This is a genomic window from Candidatus Brocadia sinica JPN1 (genome assembly GCF_000949635.1).
Classification (GTDB): Bacteria; Planctomycetota; Brocadiia; order Brocadiales; family Brocadiaceae; genus Brocadia; species Brocadia sinica.
In genome coordinates, this window is sequence record NZ_BAFN01000001.1 from 695,652 (window position 1) to 713,642 (window position 17,991).

Sequence of the window (17,991 nt, forward strand, 5' to 3'; positions counted from 1 at the left end):
CTCCTGTAAGAGTTCAGGATTTTTACAAAAGGGAGAAATTCCCCATGTCCGACAGATGCGATGTGACAGAGAATATCCAGCTTGCTCTTGAATTGTTTGCCAGGAAAGGGCTGCTGGAGAAGATTGTCAGAGGCAGGCGAGGCAGGCGCTGAAATGTATCGGGACTAACCGCTGTTATCATGACATTGAACACAGAGTGATTTGCTGAAGAATAAAATCCGCACATATTTTTTATTATGCTGTGTCAAAAGAAAAAGCCACTCATCACCAAGTGGCTTTTGGATTGTGATACTCCTGAATGAGCTGAACGCTGACAGCCGAGGGCTCCAAGTCTTGCTTTACTTATATCTTCCCACCCTTCTTCCCTTGCATCCCATCTTTCCATGATTTGCCCGCTTACTGCGCCATGTCAGCCTTTGTCTTCTCTTGTCTCTCATTGTTAAATTACCCCTATTTTAAAAATTGAATTTGAATCGGTCTTCTGCAATCATTCACCCAAAATGTCGACGTAGGTACACGTTGCCCCGTGTCCTATAATGTAATTCCAGAATATACATTTTACACTAGTTATTTGCTTTCCTGCTTGGTGGCGTCCTTTTCAGACTCTATCTTCTTCGCAGGTTTACTACTCGATTCCTCTACATCTTCCTCGACTCCCTTTACTCCTTTCTTAAATTCAACGATGCCCCGCCCCAGGGATTTCATAACTTCCGGAAGTCTTTTACCAAAGATCAGAAGAGCCACAATCAGGATGATAAGCCATTCCCAACCACCTGGCATACTAAACATATTCATGCCTCCTTATAAAAAATTCTCTATAATACCAAAATTATATCATTGGACTGATGAAAATCAACGAATTTGTTTTTGGGAAAAACACCAGTTCATCAGGGTCAGGAATCGATGATTCGGTATTGCAGCCAGCATAGCATTTCATGAAAGTGTCTCTATCCGTATCATCATTGTGAGCAACAGCAAAACAATCTGAAGTCTTTTAGAAACAAGAGATTGCTTCTTTGCTCCACTCCTCGCAAAAACAATTTTTTACGTATATATTTTACTGAAACGCTATACTCGTTAGCGAGGTGGAGTAACCACGACAAGATTCTGAAACAAGTTCAGAATAACAAATAACAGTGCCGTGTCATTGCCGAAATTGGTTCAGTTGCTAATTATTGCTGTTTCTGTAAGGTCTTATTTCCCTCAGCGTTTTTACAAGACGTGAAATATCTTCAGGGAGGTCTACCTGGAATTCCATTTTCTTATTCTGAATAGGATGGAAAAACCCTATCCTGTGCGCATGGAGCGCCTGTCTCTCGATAATTGGCATTTCTCCGGATTCTCTTTCCTTCTCCAGCAGGTCGGAAAGATAGCATGATTCATGGTTACTATACATAAAATCAGCAACAACCGGATGCCCAATCGACCGCATGTGTACACGGATTTGATGTGTCCGTCCCGTCTTTGGCATTATTCTTACCAGGGTATAACCACGGAACCGTTCCATTACCTCATAGATAGACACAGCCTCTTTGCCGTTATCGCGTCTTACGGCCATTTTTTGCCGGTCTGTTTTATGCCTTCCAATAGGTAAATGAATCTCGTCGGAATCAAACATAATCTCGCCTTCGACCACGGCAATATATTCCTTTTTTACATAGCGTTTTTCAAACTGCATGGCAATATGGGAATGGACGGCATCGCTCTTGATTACCAGCATAATCCCGCTTGTATCTCTATCCAGCCTATGCACAATGCCCGCTTTTAATGGCCCGTTGGCTTGGGAAAGATTCTGACAGTAAAAGGCTAATGCGTTAACAAGGGTGCCGGAAGGATGGCCGCCCGCAGGATGCACAACCATATCGTACGGTTTGTTAATGAGCATCAAATAATCATCTTCATACACAATATTTAAGGGTATCTCCTCAGGGACGATCTTGCTTTCTTCAAGAACAGGCACATGGACGGAAATACAGTCTCCCTTCTGGATATCATAGCTGCTTTTGACCGTATGTCCATTGACCAGTACAGCCCCTTCTTTTATTAACTTCTGAATAAAAGTCCTGGAATAATCGGGAAGACGCGAGGCAAGGTATTGATCAATCCTTTTGTCTTCAAATACCTTTTTTATATCAAAGGTTACCTCTTTTACTTGCGAAATTTCCTGCTCCATAGTTATTACCGGATTACAGATAAACGATACTGCGCCATTGTAGCCCAATTGCTGTTTGGAGAGAGTTCAAGTGCTTTGGTATATGAGCGGATTGCATCGGTTGTCTGACCTAACTTTTCGTAACAACGACCAGCGTCCCAGCTTCCTTGTGCGACGAGAAAATTATTACCGGCAACTACAATGTCCTCAAATTGTTTTACCGCCTCCTGGAAAAGCCCTTTTTCCTCATAGGCATACCCCAGAGATTGCTTTACAATGGGTGCCAGGGAATGGCTGCTATACTTCTCCAGAAAATCATTGTACATGCGAATAGCATCATCATAGTTCTTCAGGCGATAATAAATATTTCCCAGCTCAAATACTACCCATGGAGCAGCGCTGGAAGAAGGTATCGTATCTTTCATATATTTGTAAGCATCAGCTGCAGTGCTCAAAGCCGCAGTTTTGTCCTTTTCATCCTTTCCCTGTTGTACCGTCATTGCCAGATCGTTATTGATTTTCCACAGATTTTGCCACGCAACCTCCGTCTTTCTGGCCTTTTCTGTGGTGAAAAAAGCAGTTCCTCCACCAGCAGCAATTGCAACACCAACACCTATTCCAATATAGACCTTATATTTATTCAGCGTTTTTAAAATATTTACAGTAGCTTCTTTCATTTTTCTTCTTTCTACAATTTAAACACCCAAAATACCGCTTAAATAAAATGAAATTTCCTTGCACAATCAAGTTATAAACCAACTAAAAATTCCGCCTCTTTAAAAATTTCCTGAATATCTTTTTCTTCCAAACCCGCCCCGCGTGCAATGCATTCGGCGCGGTTCCGGTCTAACAAATCGTCAGGCGTATGTGAATCGGAACCAAAAACAAGTTTTGCCCCAACCTTCTTTGCCATTTTAACTACGTGTCCATTTGCATAAGCATGCCCTTTCCTGCCGGAGATTTCCAATCTGACCCCCTTGCTTTTAGCGAGATTCGCATCGTCTTCTGTAATAAGACCGGGATGTACCAGGATATCAGCGCCGGCCTCTATTGCTGCCCGATTTGTCCCCGGCAGCACGGGTTCGGTAATAGTCTCGCCATGCACCAGCACAATGAATGCACCTAATGTTTTTGCCCGTTTTACCATGGATTTTATATGCTCCGGACGAAGATGGGTCAATTCAACCCCGCCATACACCTTGATTTTAGAAACAGATGCTATTTCCTTACATGCCTTCAGGACGTTCGGAATTACTATATCAATATTTGAATAGTCGACATGATCCGTTATTACCAGCCCTCGAAACCCCTTGGCCTCGCAACGACGGATTAACTCAGCTGGTAAAAGTACGCCATCAGAAAATAACGTATGTGTGTGCAAGTCAATCATCTGCGAAGGCCAATCGCCGATAAAAAATTTTAATGCGCCCGAGACGATTTGAACGTCTGACCTACGGTTTAGGAAACCGTCGCTCTATCCTGCTGAGCTACGGGCGCATTGGATTATTGCAAGTCATTCCTGTCCAGGAAAACAAGGACAACCGAGCGAAAATCAGATAGTTTAAAAGAATAAATTATAGCCTTAAGTAAAAAAAAATCAACATCATTCCATCTCGTCCGGTCATTTCCACCTCACACGAAGAATTCAATTGAAGTAGAGAATGCTTCATATTACAATGCAATGACATTATAGATACGTCTTGTTTATTCTGGCAAACGAAGGAAATAAGCCGGTGTGTTTTGTTGTAACGAACGAAATGACAAGGGAGAGAAACGGTATGCTTTTTCTTATTCGATACATCCCATTATTGCTTCTTCCCGGTATATTTATAGCCGCCGGTTGTGGTGTACAGGACCCTGATTACTACAACCGCCAGGGCGTTTCCTTGGATAGTCAGGGCAAGGTTGATGATGCCATCGCTGAATACAGGAAGGCATTGAGGATAGAGCCCTATAACAGAGAGGCGCATTACAACCTCGCAGTAGCCTACCACAAAAAAGGGTTGTACACAGAAGCTATTGAGGAATACAAAACCGTATTGGGACTCTATCCAAATGACCCTGAGACCCTCTATAATCTTGGTGCGATATATGCACGAAACAACATGCAGGATGCAGCTATTTTTGCCTGGGAAAAGGCGGTGGAATTAAAGCCAAATTTTACAGAAGCACATTACGTTTTAGGATTTACCTATGCTCAGAAAAAGCAATTTGACGAAGCCATTAAAGAGTATAAGAAGGTTATTGAAAAAAAACCAGATGATGCAGTTACCCATAACAACCTGGGAGTTGCTTACACCGAAAAAGGGTTACTGGATGAGGCTATTGATGAGTTAAGGAAATCTGTCAAAATTAATCCGGCAATGGCAATGACCCACAAAAATCTTGAATTTGCCTATAGAAAGAAGGGGATGGAAAAGGAAGCTCAAAACGAACTCAAACTTTATGAGGAATTAATGAAAAGGGGGAATCAGCCGCAATAAAAGAGTTTCATTGTCTGTTGGTAAAACTCTGAGCACTACTTCACCGGGTCATACCCGGAATCACCAAAGGGATGGCATCTCAGTACACGCCATATGCCCAGGCAAATTCCCCAAATAACACCTTTTTTTTCCACTGCATCGATCATGTATTGAGAACAGGTAGGTTCAAACCGGCAGGAAGGATGAAAAAGGGGTGAAATGATACCTTGATAAATCCGGAGGAGTTTAATGACGATAAATTTCATTGGCAAAGGTTTCGTTAATTTGGAGCAATAATTTCCTAAATCCATTATCAACGTCGGACAGTTTCAGATCAGACGAAAAGGGATGTCTTGGAATGGCAACAATATCGACATGCACAGCAAGTAAGTGTTTGTTCAACCTGTAAACCTCTCTCAGCAGTCGTTTGGCGCGGTTGCGCCGAACGGCATTTCCTACCTTTTTACTCACTACCAGTCCCAAACGGGAATGTTGAAGGCCGTTAGGCATGACATAGAGAACGGTCTTTCCATTTTTCAATACCTTACCCTCATGAAAGACCTTTTCAAATTCCTTCTTTCTGGTCAAACGTTCAGCTTTTGTAAATCGAAAATTCATGAACTGAAATCGTATGATAAGTATGATAAGAATGTAGGGGATTTTATAATGCCTTTAGGTTAGCAGAAACAGATGAGGTAGTCAATGATATCCCTGCAGGATCAAACAATGCCACGCAGTCCATTGAGTTCTTCTGACAGAAGGAATGGTTTAAAGCCCAAAGCGAAAGCTTTTGAGCTATCGAGTGAAACATCAGGAGGTCTCGGTGCTGGCATGACCACATCCTTCTGTCTGCTGGGTATTAACCGGGCTTCTCGTATGTTTAAGGTTTCCATGAGCAACTTGCCAAAATCGTAGCGTGAAATGCGTTCAATGCCTCCCAAATGGAGTAATCCTCGTGCCTTTTCAAGGGCAAGAAAAATTCCGGAGACTGCGGTTTTTCCACTTACCGGAGTCCTGAATTCATCCACAAATAATCGCAATTCTCTACCCTCTCTCATTGTTTCGGTCATTGGTTGAATAAAGCTTTTGGCGCCAGGTCCGGAAATACCAAACATCAATGCCATGCGGCAAATGGCAACCAGCGGATGGTATTTAAGCATACCCTTCTCAGCCAGTACTTTCTGCTCACCGTAAAAATTGACGGGACAAACGGGATCTTCCTCACGGTACGGGGCATTTAAACCATTAAAGACTAGGTCGGTTGAGGTAAAAACACACGGGATGTTATAGTCAGCACAAAGTGCGGCAATATGAACAGAGGCAGCTACATTGATTTTCTGTGATTCAGTCCGATGGATTTGACAAAAATTCGGGTCAGAGTTTGCGGCGGTATGGATTACTGCATCCGGATTGGTTTCCTGAAATAGTTTCTTCAATTCATAAAAATCAGCCAAATTAATTTTTACGATATTTACACCTGCAATTCCCACAGGATGAGAAAAGACTGTCCCGAATGTCTTCCATTTATTCTTCGCGGCCTGACAAATATTCCAGCCCAGGAAACCACTGGCACCCGTAACGAGCAATTTTTTCATAAATTACCTCGTAGCAGTATTACCCTGTAAAAGCTTCTTTTTGCTGTTGCATGCATCGTTCATAACCTGTAGGTATTTTTTGACTACATTAAGGATGCCTTGCGATTAGTAGTCTTGTAGTTTTCTAGAAACACAGATAATTTTTCACCAGGGATACACCATTCCTTTTCACCATTTTCTTGCAGAGACTCTTTTCAATGCATCAATACATTTCATCTACTATGAGTTGTGTATTAAAAAGCATTTTCTCATATCGTGTATAAACCCCGTGTCCAAAAAGTGTATCAAAACAATTAGGATAAATGGTACTATTATCCTTGTAGTCTACTAAAATTGTTTTCCCATAATGAGGAACCCTCATTCTTGCTTTTAAATTCTCAAACAATCCAATCATATCATTGCCTTTACCCAGTATCTCATCGAGTTTCTTGTCAGACATGCGCTCTGTATCTGTTTTTGCAATGGTATCCGATCCGGCAATAGCCGATTGTTGTACATAGTCGCCATGTTTTGTGCTAAAAACCATGGTATCTATAGCTCCAGCCAAAAATTCATTTCCACGATGATTAATAATATTCAATAGATTATACTTTCCGTCCCCCCATCCGTAGCGAGGAGGTGTTCCAAAGGTAACAATGTCTAAATGAACCTGCCGGATTTTTTGTAAATACTCATCAAATTTTGAAACATCTATCCCTGCTTTCCCGCCGATAGCAAGGAGTGCACTCACACCTGGTGATTGTGCCAGAAAATTTGTCATAAGTGCAAACAATTGTCCGGCATGGCTATGACCAAGTAATAAAACCCTTTCTCCCCATGATGGCATTTTCGTATCAATGTCATTCGCAAGTGCACTAACCAACTTTATGGACTCTCTCAAACGTGCAAAATGATGATTCTCAGATGACCAGATAAACCGTTCACAACAAATATCATTGCCAATAGCCTTTTTAAATAGCGCCACATATTCTTGTGTATAATTGCCACAATCCTCCATCATTTTATCAATCATATTTTGTTTGATAAATTCTTTAACTATGGGAGTAAAGTCGTGATTTATTTGCTCAATAAGATTCGCAATGCCAAAAGGATCGTCACCGGCATAGGTACCGTGTATAAAATATATGAGACCAACTTTTGCCTGTTTCAATCGATGTCCAAGGTCACGCATTTTACTTTGCCATTCCTGAGATTGGTCGTCTAATTTCAATGATTTTTTATTAAACGAAACTCTTTCTTTGAATTCAACGTGTGTGTAAGGAGTCGTGGGAGGGGTATTGACATATTCCTGCGGCTGAAGATCTGCATTGACAATACCCATAAAGCCGAATGATAGAAAAAAACAAAAAATACCTGAAATCGTATAAAAAAGCTTCTTCATATTTATTTTACCCATAGTAGAGGATTATCGAACTTTATCACATCGGAATTAATAACTATACCATCTGAATGTTTTATTGCACACCCAGAAATCATACAAAAGACTATTCCGCTTCCGGGAATATCTTCGTGCTTCAGAGCAAAAACATCGATGCCTCTATCTTCCGGGGGCCGTTCAGTTGAGGCGTCTGATCCTGAATATCGGCAAGTTTCATGGACCGACCACACATTTTCGTGAGATTCCCGTACGTTAATTTCTTGCCCTTATTCTTATAAATTTCATGGCATATGAAATAGGTAAATGCGCCATAATTTGCACCGCCTACGGGATACTCTTTGGCAGTTTGACTATCCTTGCATGCTGAAAGTGCAATCGGAATATACTCGTCTTTCTCTCTTTTCATCTCCCGTAATAACCGCCGTTTCTTGTCCGCAAATTCCTCGCGCAATTTAAACACAGGCAAAGGACTCCCTTCAAATTTAAACTCATACACCCTGTTCAAAATATCCATGGGCGGCAAAAATCCTCGCACTTTGATACTTTCACCCCTTGTGCCTGTTCCTGAATGGCAGCAATCGAAGATGACCGTAAGCTTGACCCCGGCAGGGAGGTTTCCAAACAATTCCCTGAAATCGTTGTCTATCAACCCTGGCGCATCAGAATCAAAGTCGTAGGGGACTATGCATTCATCAAGTCCGTCCACTTCATCACCTATCCGTTCTGGTATTTGAGTTCCGTGTCCCGAATAGTGTAAAAGAAGCGTATCTCCACTTTTTGCCCCATCAAGCAACCACTCTATCTTGTTCCTGATCTTATTCGTGGTTGCGCGGTGATTATGAACCATATGGATGTCTTTGGTTGGGAATTCATGCACCTCCTGAAGCATACGGTTTACCAGGAAAGAGTCGTTTATGCAGCCGTAGAGCGGTGGAATAGGGAACGGATATTCGTTAATGGCAATCAGTAATGCCTTTTTCTTTGGTTTTCTCGGCTCTAACGCCCTCTCTGCAACCCCTGGTGGGATTGTTACCCTCAAGGATGTCAGCAGGATCCCGGTCATTTCGTCATCCCCTAGATACCCCACCGCAAGGTGACCAGTCTTACTATGGATATTCATGTTTTTAAAGCGGTCATGATCATCGTAAATATTTAAGTAACCGCCAATAGGATCGCCATTAAACCATTCCCAGAATCCGTTTCCCTCATTATCGACATTCGTCCACCGCATCGTCTTCTCCGGATATTTTCGCCGTTCAATTCTGACAACGGGTATCCACAGAGGGCTGCCAATGGTAATCAGTGACGAAATCTTTGGACATTTGTCCCACCTGCTTAAGACATCGTACGTTACTACTGTTCCCCAGCTATGACAGATAATGTGGAGTTCAGTATCCTGTTGTGACAATTCGATAAGTTTGTCCCGAAGCTGTTTTTGGACTTTATCTGCTAAAGCTGCATCAAGTAAATAATATCCAAAATCGCCAAGGTAATCGCCAATGAATCCTCGCTCCATACTTCGATCGAGAGTTTTTCCTTTCCCTTTGCACCATCGTAAGAGTTCCCGGTGAATTGTCGTATTTATTTCATCCTTGAGTTTCGATGCCTTGTCTGTTAACGAGGGCGCTTTCAATGATCTTTTTCCGGGTTCTCCTCCCCCTGAATAATCATCCATAATGCCTTCCCACCATACACCATGATAGTCACGGTTAGGGTCAAATTTGTTTGTCCCGATTGCATTAGCAACTCTCTCACGCCATTCATGCCAGTAATCAGACTTTGAATCCCCAATTCCATGGACAAAAATTATTTTTCCCATACGGTTCCCCCTTTCCTGCAAATAAAAAAGCCTTACTACAGAGATATTCATTCCGGCAGTAAGGCTGTCTTTATTCCCGCAAAAACCGGTTTTTTAAAACCCCGTCCGTACAGGCTTAAAGATCCACTACTTTGCGCCCCCCGATCACTCAGGGTTTACCCTTATCAAAATGCTTGCTAAAGAGTCATTGGCAAAATAGAAACCATTTTACAACAGGCAAAAAAAATTTTAAAAATTATTTCATTGTGATTTGTATTTTAATCACTTACGAACGAAGAACAAAACATGAATGGCAATGGATATAATGCGCAAAAAATGCAACATGCCACACAAGTGTATCGTCACATGTATGTGTCATGACACACAACCGGTATAATTCACGCGGAAGACAGTCTTTCTTTCAGATTCGATGCGGCCCAGGCTTCTTCGTGCCTTTCAGTATTTGAGAAAAAAGTCTAAACTTTATTTTTACTTTTGGTGGGAAGATAATAAACATTTGACATTAATTATAGGCTGGGTTATACTTTTTGTCAAATACTTAAATCATTTATCTAAAATGAGTTATGTGTTGAATAAATCTCTTTGTTAAATGAAGGAGCAGATATGTCTTATCTTCTGAGTCTTATGGAAACCTTTGATAACTCTATCGGAAAACTTCTCATAGCAGCCGTTTTAGGCGGGATTATTGGGTGGGAAAGGGAACGGCGAGGACGACCGGCCGGATTGAGGACCCATATTCTGGTATGCGTGGGTGTAACCCTGATGATGGTGGTATCTGAGCATATCTTTCAAAGATATAAAACTTTTGCCGCTGATTCCATCATACGGGTCGATCCTGCAAGGATTGCCGCCCAGGTGGTAACCGGGATCGGTTTCCTGGGTGCGGGCACAATTATGAGATTTAAAACAACGGTGCGGGGGTTGACGACTGCGGCATCTTTATGGGTCGTGGCGGGCATCGGTTTGGCAATAGGAAGCAGCTGTTATACTCCTGCGATGCTTACAACACTCATAACGCTTTTTGCGCTATTGTTAGGACCTCTCTTTGAACGCGGAATTAAACGTGATACCTATAGAACACTCAAGGTGTGCGCCTCAGGTTCCGAACCCAATTTCACACCTATTGTGGAAATATTAAGAAGGAATTCAATGGAATTGCAACATTACGAATTTGAACGCGACCTTGTGAAAAATGAAGTTCAGTATAACATCAATGTGAGATTTAAAGACGAGACTGCGGTCTCAAAAGTTTGCGATGAGGTTGCCAGGTCGATTAAAGAGATTCGTAAACTTGGGTGGGAGTAAGTGTTTTTGATTATCTAACTATCTACCAAATAAACATTTGACAATATATAGCCCATTTGATATATTCCCCCATAAAAGTATGGCATAGCCTGCTCTGTCTCAAAGTAAGCACAAATAAGCAGGCTTGTCGTTCGGCTGACCCTTCGGCAAGCTCAGGAGAATGAGATTATTTCGCCCGTGCATGGTGAGAGCGTGTCGAACCATCACGACGAAGTCCATGCTGCCCGTTACTCGGCAAATTCCTGAAAGGTAAAATAAGTCCGTTATAGAAAATTCATGTATCGATAAAAGTTTTCATGGGAGACCTGATAATGATAATGAATCTAGTATCGCCATTCAAAACACTAACGTTAATGGCAGTATTAGTTTCTGGCAGTATATACGGATGTTCCAAGGCTGATATGCCTGATGAGGTTATCACTGCATATCAAAAGGCCATCCGCATAAATCCCGCTCTGGCGGCGGCACACTATGATCTGGGGATGGCATATAATAACCGGACGATGGTTGATGAAGCTATCGCAGAGCTAAAAAAGGCTACAGAGATTGATCCAAACTATAAGGACGCATTTTTCCAGCTTGGTTTACTTTCCATAGAAAAAGGCCTCTGGGAAGATGCTATAACTGCATTCAAATCTGTGATACAATTAGATCCCAACCATGAGTTGGCGCATAGTAAGCTGGCTGACATCTACAAATCCAGACAGATGTTTAACGATTCCGTACATGAATACAAAAAAGCATTGGAGATCAATCCAAAAGACGGCGTATCTCAGCATAATTTAGGAGTAGTTTACGCTGAGAAAAATGCGACAGATGAGGCAATTCAGGCATTCAGGAAGGCTATCGAGATCAATCCAAATTATACAGATGCCCATTTGGGTTTAGGCAAGATATATCTGGATAAGAACCTGTTGGATGAGGCGATAACTGAATTCAAAAAAGTTACTGATATCAACCCGCACCATGCACTGGCGCATTACCATCTCGGTTTAACCCACTACGCTAAAGGAGAGAATGTCAAGGCTGCGGATGCTTACAGGAGATCAATAGAAATTGATCCCAAAAATCCCAAAGTGCATTATAACCTCGGGATCGTTTATTCGGATGAAAGGTTATTCGAAGAGGCGATTGAAGAATTCAGCGCCGTTGTGAAGCTCGATCCGAATGATGCAGACGCACATTACAGACTTGGTAAGGCTTACGCTGACAAGCGGGTGCTTGCTACTGCCATTGCCACCGTTCGTAAGGCAGCAGCAGCTCATTATAACATACAGAATCCTTATTCGGACAAAAGAGCGCTTGACGAAGCAATTGCCTCATTACAAAAGGCTATTGAGATAAATCCTTACAATCCGTCTGTATACTTTGACCTTGGGAGCGCGTATTCAGAAAGCAGGATTTTGGACGAGGCGGCAGTTGCACTTGAAGAGACCGTACGAATTGATCCCAATTTCGCAAAGGCGCACTACGGTTTAAGTATTATTTATGACCGAAAGGGTATGAAAGAAGAGGCGCAACGGGAGTATCAGGCATACCTGAATTTAACGTGCGAACGCAAGAAATAAATTTTTACCGGAATAGTAGCCGGCGGCTTTCATTTCCTGCAGAATAGAACAAAATACGCCATTCCATGAAAGAGGGATTTCGCCCTCTTTTTTTATTTCAGGATTTTTAGGATTTCCCGATACTATGCGCGATAAGATCTATACCTATCTGAAGTCTCAGAAAACAGGCGCTGCCAGTGGGGAACTGGTGGAACAGGTATTGAAGATTAAAGGCGCCTCACCCAATATCAGTGAGACACTTATACGGACTGCTACAGCCGGGGATCATAGGTTTGTTGTAGACGAAAATCATCTCTGGAGGATTATTGAAAGAGGTGGGACACCCCTTTCTGAAGCAGGATTTGTTTTCCTGAGCCTTCTGACATCAGACACCGTTGAAAGATCCAAAACAATCGTCGAAATAAGTGCACAAAAACCAGGAAATGATAAAACAACAAACCGTCTTCATCTCTTCATAAAACCTGCCTCGCTAGCCGTATCTGCTCTTTGTTTGCCTGCAGATTTAGCGCAGGAAATGGAAGAAGGTGTTCCTGAAGAAAAGGCGATGCGCTCTCTCATTGATTTCTGCGGAGAGAGCGTTTTGGTTGGTTATGATATTCGGTCCTCCCTACCTCTGCTCAATAAGATTCTGAATACCTTGAATAACCCTCTTGAAAATGCATACATATGCTTAAAGTCCTTAACAAAGAGGCTTATTCCGGACCTTCATCCAAAATCATTGCATGATATAGCCTCCTTTTTTCAACTTCCCGTAATGGATATCCGGCGTACCGAAAAGGAGATTGGTGCAATTGCCGATATCTTTTCCCGGTACATGGAACTCTTAAAAGAACGGGGATTAAATACGGTAGAAGATGTCCTGGAATTTCAATATCCCGATATCGAATATGTTGATTTTAGTAAATATGCCTTTGGCAAGGGCTTTCTATGGGCCATTCCTCAGAAGCCGGGTGTCTATACGATGAAGGATAAACAGGGAGAGATAATTTACGTGGGCAAAGCAAAGAATCTGAGGTCGCGGGTAAGCTCCTATTTCTGGAATACGGCAGACCGGCTGCAAAAAATAACCGATGTATTGCGTAACGTCCACAGCATTGAATATGAGATAACGGGTTCCGAACTTTCAGCAATGCTCCTGGAATACCGATTGATAAAACAATATCAACCAATACTGAATCAACAGCTTGAAGTACATGAAAGGGCAGCCAGATATGGAAATCTAAAAAATTTCATACTGATATTACCTTCTTTGATGGAGGAAAGCCTGGAGTTGTTTTTCGTGAAAGATGGTTTGCCATTAGAACGGTACGAAGTTTTAAGAGACGCCGTAAACTTTTCGGAAGTTGGAAAAATCTTAGACGAAATGTATTATGAAACCGCAGGAACAAGCGCCTGTTCGACCTCACATGTAAAGGGTAACGGAAATCCCCCCACCCCTTCATCCCATCCCGCGAGGAGAGAAAAAACAAAGGGAATAACAATTTCCCCTTCCTTGGACGGGAGGGGTGATGGGGAGGGAGAAAAGGTATTTTCCGATGAAAATATTCAAAACGATAATACCCTTACTGAAATTGAAACGGGAGAAATAGACCTTGTGCTGAGTTGGTTAGAAACAAAGAAAGATCATGTAAATTATATCAACATGGATACCGTTTGTGACAAAGAGGCATGCCTGAAACTGATGAAGGATTATATTCGGGATGAAGAAACACTTCAGAAAAAAATGTTTCGATTGGTATAACAGGCTCCGGAAATAATTGTTTTAGATATCCAGAGTGTAATTTTTCCACTGAAGATTTGGGTTGGTCAAGTCCTTTGATTATGCATAAGTTGTACCTCACTAAATAGTCATGCTTTGATAAGTGAGTTGTACATATCTTTTGCCAAGCAGGTTTTTTGCTCTACAAACTATACTCCCCCCAAATTTCTCTTCTCTTGCCATAGACTTATCTTTCTCCTTAACCACACTTGGGTATTTACAGTCAGATCTTTAGTCTTGTTTTAATTTCAGGATGTTATGAGATAAACCCAATGAGTCACCAGGCACCGTTTATAAAGGTTTACCTGTGGCGTTAACGAAACTTTTATCCTTATTATGTTGTTATTGTTTATACTTATATCAAAAAATTCAAATGTTGATTCAAGAACTATATAAAAACTTTTTGCACGCAAAAATTTGTAAACGTGACTTAACCAACTTAATCGGGGAAAAGAACGTCGTCAATTCAATTTTAAACACTCTGCCTTTTTAGTTGCGACTTGTCATAGTATAGTGTAAAATTTGGAGAATTGTAAAAAATTGCTATACAGTTGAAAATTTTATGCAATAAAGGAGTTTTCATTCATGCTTAAAAAGAAATTTATAAAAGAGAAATGCGTGACCTGTAAACAATGCATGATAGAGTGTGCAGTGAGGCACTCGGCATCAGGAAACCTATACGAAGCCTTTACAGAAACACCCAAGTCCCAATACCGGTTACAGGTGTCTATCAGGAAAGACAAACCACATATGACGGTATGCCAGAATTGCGCAAAACCCAAGTGTATGGCGGCCTGTGAGTACGGGGCGATCACAAAATATGAAGACGGGAATGTGATTATTGATACAAAAAAATGTGTCGGGTGCTGGGCATGTGTAACGGAGTGTCCTTTTGGCGCCATTACCAAGGACACCGAACTTAATTTTGCCTTCAATTGCGATGACTGTAAGGGGTTTGATACTATGGCCTGTGTGGAGGCTTGCAAGACAGGCGCACTGATATATACCGAGAAACACGCCAGATACCAACCTGTCTAAATAAGGATTATACAGTCCAAAGGTTATACTTTTTAAATAATAAGTATAGGGGCGAACGGCCGTTCGCCCCTATATTTTTTATATATAAATCGCAGTTATTTTACCACGATATTTACCAATTTCTTGGGTACTACAATGGTATTAATAACCTTCTTACCATTCAAAAATCCGGCGACTCGTTCGTCGCTTAATACACGCCTTTTCAATTCATCCTCACTCACATCAATGGGAACCGATAGACGGCTTCTGACTTTGCTATTGATCTGAATTACGATTTCTGCCACTTCCTCCTGAATAGCATTTTTATCATACTCAGGCCATCTCTGGTGAAAGATGCTTGGTTTATTTCCCATTATTTCCCACAGTTCCTCGCAGATATGCGGGGTAAAGGGCGCCATCAACAAGAGAATCGTTTCCATGGTGTAACGGAAGACATGAAAATTAAGCTCTTCCGCAGCATTGTTGGGTATGACAACGTTAAAGGAATCCACAGTATTTAATAACTCCATGACAGAGGCAATGGCCGTATTGAAATGCCAGGAGGTTTCCATATCTTCAGTGACCTTCTTGATCGTCTGGTTCGTCTGACGGTAGAGGGTCTTTGCTTCAGGTGAAAGACTGTTTATATCAATATCCGCACGTTGCACTTTAGCATATACATCTTCATAGTCAGCAATCTTCTGCCACAGACGATTCAAGAATCGATGTGCGCCAATCACCCCGCGGTCGTTCCACTCGGCATCTTTCTGGGGCGGACCGATAAAAAGGATATAAAGGCGCTGGGTGTCTGCTCCATATTTATCAATGAGGATATCCGGGCTTACCACATTGCCCCGTGACTTGGACATCTTAGCCCCTTCTTTAATAATCATACCCTGGGTAAAGAGATGCCGGAAGGGTTCTTTAAAACCGAGAGAGCCAAGATCGTAAAGCACCTTGGTAATAAAACGTGAGTATAGGAGGTGCAGGATGGCATGTTCCACCCCTCCGATATACTGATCTACCGGCAGCCATTTGTTGACTTTCTTTGTAACAAAAGGGTGGTTGTCATCCTTCGGCGAGAGATATCTGAGAAAATACCAGCTCGAATCCACGAATGTATCCATCGTATCGATCTCCCGCCGCGCCCTTCCGGAACACTTCGGACAGATCGTATTGAGGAAGGAATCTACCTCCGCCAGTGGACTCATACCATGCGGTTTAAATTCAACCGCTTCGGGCAGTATTACGGGGAGTTGTGATTCAGGCACCGGCAGCGTGCCACATTTTTCGCAATAGATGATGGGGATAGGCGCACCCCAATAACGCTGACGGGAAATGAGCCAATCCCTCAACCGATAGGTTACAGTCTTGGTACCAAGGACTTTGGATTCGAGATATATGGCAATTTTTTTTATTGCCTCTGTGTTCGGCATTCCATCGAAATTTCCTGAATTGACTTGTATGCCATTATCGACGTATGCATCCATCATGGTGTCGGCGTGCAGTTCATTGTCTCCGGGCTGAATAACAATTTTGATGGGAAGCTTATATTTCTTTGCAAAGAGGAAGTCCCGCTGGTCATGGGCAGGAACACCCATAACGGCCCCCGTACCATATTCCATAAGGACGTAGTTTGCTACCCAGATGGGAACTTTATCATTATTGACAGGATTAACGACATACTTGCCGGTAAATATACCCTCCTTCTCTGTCCCCTCGGCAGTTCGTTCCACCATCCCCTGGTTGCGTGCCCTTTCCACAAAGTCCGTCACGGCTTTTTCCTGAGGGGTACCGGAAATCAATTTCCCAATGACAGGATGTTCTGGCGCTAAAGAAACAAAGGTCACACCGTAAAGTGTATCAGGGCGTGTAGTAAAGCAGGATAAAGCCTTGCCGGAATCTTCTAACATAAAATCGACCCTAACTCCCTCACTGCGACCGATCCAGTTTGCCTGCATGGTCTTAACTCGTTCAGGCCATCCTTCTAACAAAGAAATATCATCTAAGAGTTTTTGGGCATACTGACTGATCCGGAAGAACCACTGTTCAAGGTCTCGCTGCCGTACCGGGGTATCGCATCGTTCACAACAACCGTCCACAACCTGTTCATTTGCCAGCACCGTAGCGCAGGAAGGGCACCAATTAACGGCGGCCTTCTTTTTATAAGCAAGGTTATTTTCGTAGAGTTTCAGGAATATCCATTGCGTCCACTTATAATAATCGGGATTACAGGAAGTAATCTCCCTGTCCCAGTCATACCCAACCCCCCACCGGTGAAGCTGCCGTTTCATGGCCTTAATATTGTTTCTCGTCCAGACAGCTGGATGGACACCCCCCTTGATGGCTGCATTCTCAGCAGGTAGCCCAAAGGCATCCCAGCCTATAGTCGAAAGCACGTTGTAACCCTTCATAATCTTGTAACGCGCAACGACGTCGCCAATGATATAGTTTCTGCCGTGACCTACATGCAGGGTACCGGATGGATACGGGAACATGACCAGGCAGTAGAATTTTTCTTTACTACTGCCCTCATCGGTACGGAATAACCCGCAACCTTCCCAAAATCCCTGCCATTTCTTTTCGATATCAGTAAAATTGTATTCTCTTTTTGCCATTCAAATTCCTTTAATTACCTGGTTACCCTACAAATTCTTCCGAATGTCCTCAGAAGAATTTGAATTCTATCAAAATTCCATTTTGAATCAATCTAAATTCAAACCGAAAAGCCTTGACAATAATTATGGATCATGTTATTTTTAACACGTAGAAATCTCAAATGACCGCAGAAAAACAGAGAAAAAATTTTCTGTGTTCTCTGTGCCCTCTGTGGTTAAGAACATTCAGGTGGGGCTGTGGCGCAGTTGGGAGCGCGTTTGAATGGCATTCAAAAGGTCAGGGGTTCGAATCCCCTCAGCTCCACCAATAAATACAAG

At 42.4% G+C, this 17,991-nt stretch carries 15 protein-coding genes, 2 tRNA genes and 1 riboswitch; of the genes, 6 read left to right on the forward strand and 11 right to left on the reverse strand.

Annotated elements, in window-relative coordinates; translation table 11 throughout:
• Positions 1 to 567: 567 nt before the first annotated feature.
• The 5 genes from BROSI_RS03150 to BROSI_RS03170 form a co-directional block, all read right to left on the reverse strand.
• Positions 568 to 789: a Sec-independent protein translocase subunit TatA/TatB gene (locus tag BROSI_RS03150; protein ID WP_052562291.1), complete on the reverse strand. Its 222-nt coding sequence runs from the start codon at positions 787 to 789 to the stop codon at positions 568 to 570.
• 379 nt (positions 790 to 1,168) lie between these two features.
• Entirely contained in the window at positions 1,169 to 2,173 is a 1,005-nt protein-coding gene (locus BROSI_RS03155) for an RluA family pseudouridine synthase (protein ID WP_052562292.1), read from the reverse strand.
• 5 nt (positions 2,174 to 2,178) lie between these two features.
• On the reverse strand, positions 2,179 to 2,829 hold the full coding sequence (locus tag BROSI_RS03160) for a tetratricopeptide repeat protein (protein WP_052562293.1): 651 nt from the start codon (positions 2,827 to 2,829) through the stop codon (positions 2,179 to 2,181).
• A 71-nt stretch (positions 2,830 to 2,900) separates the two neighbouring features.
• Positions 2,901 to 3,542, reverse strand: a complete 642-nt coding sequence (locus BROSI_RS03165; RefSeq protein WP_052565617.1) for a histidinol phosphate phosphatase domain-containing protein — start codon at positions 3,540 to 3,542, stop codon at positions 2,901 to 2,903.
• Positions 3,543 to 3,575: 33 nt separating this feature from the next.
• A tRNA-Arg gene (locus BROSI_RS03170) sits at positions 3,576 to 3,649 on the reverse strand.
• A 281-nt stretch (positions 3,650 to 3,930) separates the two neighbouring features.
• On the opposite strand from BROSI_RS03170, the gene BROSI_RS03175 reads away from it, so the two are divergent.
• Positions 3,931 to 4,635 (forward strand): tetratricopeptide repeat protein, encoded by a 705-nt coding sequence (locus BROSI_RS03175; RefSeq protein ID WP_157842347.1) that lies wholly within the window; start codon positions 3,931 to 3,933, stop codon positions 4,633 to 4,635.
• A gap of 35 nt (positions 4,636 to 4,670) precedes the next feature.
• Here the strand turns inward: BROSI_RS03175 and yidD are convergent, their stop codons facing one another.
• The 5 genes from yidD to BROSI_RS03200 form a co-directional block, all read right to left on the reverse strand.
• Positions 4,671 to 4,880 (reverse strand): membrane protein insertion efficiency factor YidD, encoded by a 210-nt coding sequence (gene yidD / locus BROSI_RS03180; RefSeq protein WP_052562295.1) that lies wholly within the window; start codon positions 4,878 to 4,880, stop codon positions 4,671 to 4,673.
• On the reverse strand, positions 4,861 to 5,232 hold the full coding sequence (gene rnpA, locus BROSI_RS03185) for a ribonuclease P protein component (protein ID WP_052562296.1): 372 nt from the start codon (positions 5,230 to 5,232) through the stop codon (positions 4,861 to 4,863). The genes yidD and rnpA overlap by 20 nt, the downstream gene beginning before the upstream one ends.
• 101 nt (positions 5,233 to 5,333) lie before the next feature.
• Positions 5,334 to 6,209 carry an SDR family oxidoreductase gene (locus tag BROSI_RS03190; protein ID WP_052562297.1) on the reverse strand — a complete coding sequence of 292 codons (876 nt, stop codon included), beginning with the start codon at positions 6,207 to 6,209 and terminating at the stop codon, positions 5,334 to 5,336.
• A gap of 202 nt (positions 6,210 to 6,411) precedes the next feature.
• A complete protein-coding gene (locus BROSI_RS03195; RefSeq protein WP_052562298.1) occupies positions 6,412 to 7,590 on the reverse strand; it encodes a hypothetical protein in 1,179 nt (392 codons plus the stop codon).
• 133 nt (positions 7,591 to 7,723) lie between these two features.
• The gene (locus tag BROSI_RS03200; RefSeq protein WP_052562299.1) at positions 7,724 to 9,406 is read right to left on the reverse strand and encodes a caspase family protein; all 1,683 of its coding nucleotides are present in this window, start codon (positions 9,404 to 9,406) and stop codon (positions 7,724 to 7,726) included.
• 51 nt (positions 9,407 to 9,457) lie between these two features.
• Positions 9,458 to 9,576, reverse strand: a riboswitch (cyclic di-GMP riboswitch).
• Between the two features lie 433 nt (positions 9,577 to 10,009).
• On the opposite strand from BROSI_RS03200, the gene BROSI_RS03205 reads away from it, so the two are divergent.
• The 4 genes from BROSI_RS03205 to BROSI_RS03220 all read left to right on the forward strand — a co-directional run bounded on the left by BROSI_RS03205 (position 10,010) and on the right by BROSI_RS03220 (position 15,076).
• A complete protein-coding gene (locus BROSI_RS03205; protein WP_052562300.1) occupies positions 10,010 to 10,711 on the forward strand; it encodes an MgtC/SapB family protein in 702 nt (233 codons plus the stop codon).
• Between the two features lie 311 nt (positions 10,712 to 11,022).
• Positions 11,023 to 12,279, forward strand: a complete 1,257-nt coding sequence (locus BROSI_RS03210) for a tetratricopeptide repeat protein (RefSeq protein WP_162183218.1) — start codon at positions 11,023 to 11,025, stop codon at positions 12,277 to 12,279.
• A gap of 124 nt (positions 12,280 to 12,403) precedes the next feature.
• Positions 12,404 to 14,020 carry a GIY-YIG nuclease family protein gene (locus tag BROSI_RS03215; protein WP_052562302.1) on the forward strand — a complete coding sequence of 539 codons (1,617 nt, stop codon included), beginning with the start codon at positions 12,404 to 12,406 and terminating at the stop codon, positions 14,018 to 14,020.
• Between the two features lie 603 nt (positions 14,021 to 14,623).
• On the forward strand, positions 14,624 to 15,076 hold the full coding sequence (locus BROSI_RS03220; protein WP_052562303.1) for a 4Fe-4S dicluster domain-containing protein: 453 nt from the start codon (positions 14,624 to 14,626) through the stop codon (positions 15,074 to 15,076).
• Positions 15,077 to 15,171: 95 nt separating this feature from the next.
• On the opposite strand, the gene leuS is transcribed toward BROSI_RS03220, so the two are convergent.
• Positions 15,172 to 17,673: a leucine--tRNA ligase gene (gene leuS / locus BROSI_RS03225; RefSeq protein ID WP_052562304.1), complete on the reverse strand. Its 2,502-nt coding sequence runs from the start codon at positions 17,671 to 17,673 to the stop codon at positions 15,172 to 15,174.
• Positions 17,674 to 17,904: 231 nt separating this feature from the next.
• On the opposite strand from leuS, the gene BROSI_RS03230 reads away from it, so the two are divergent.
• Positions 17,905 to 17,980 (forward strand) — tRNA-Ala (locus BROSI_RS03230).
• Positions 17,981 to 17,991: the final 11 nt, after the last annotated feature.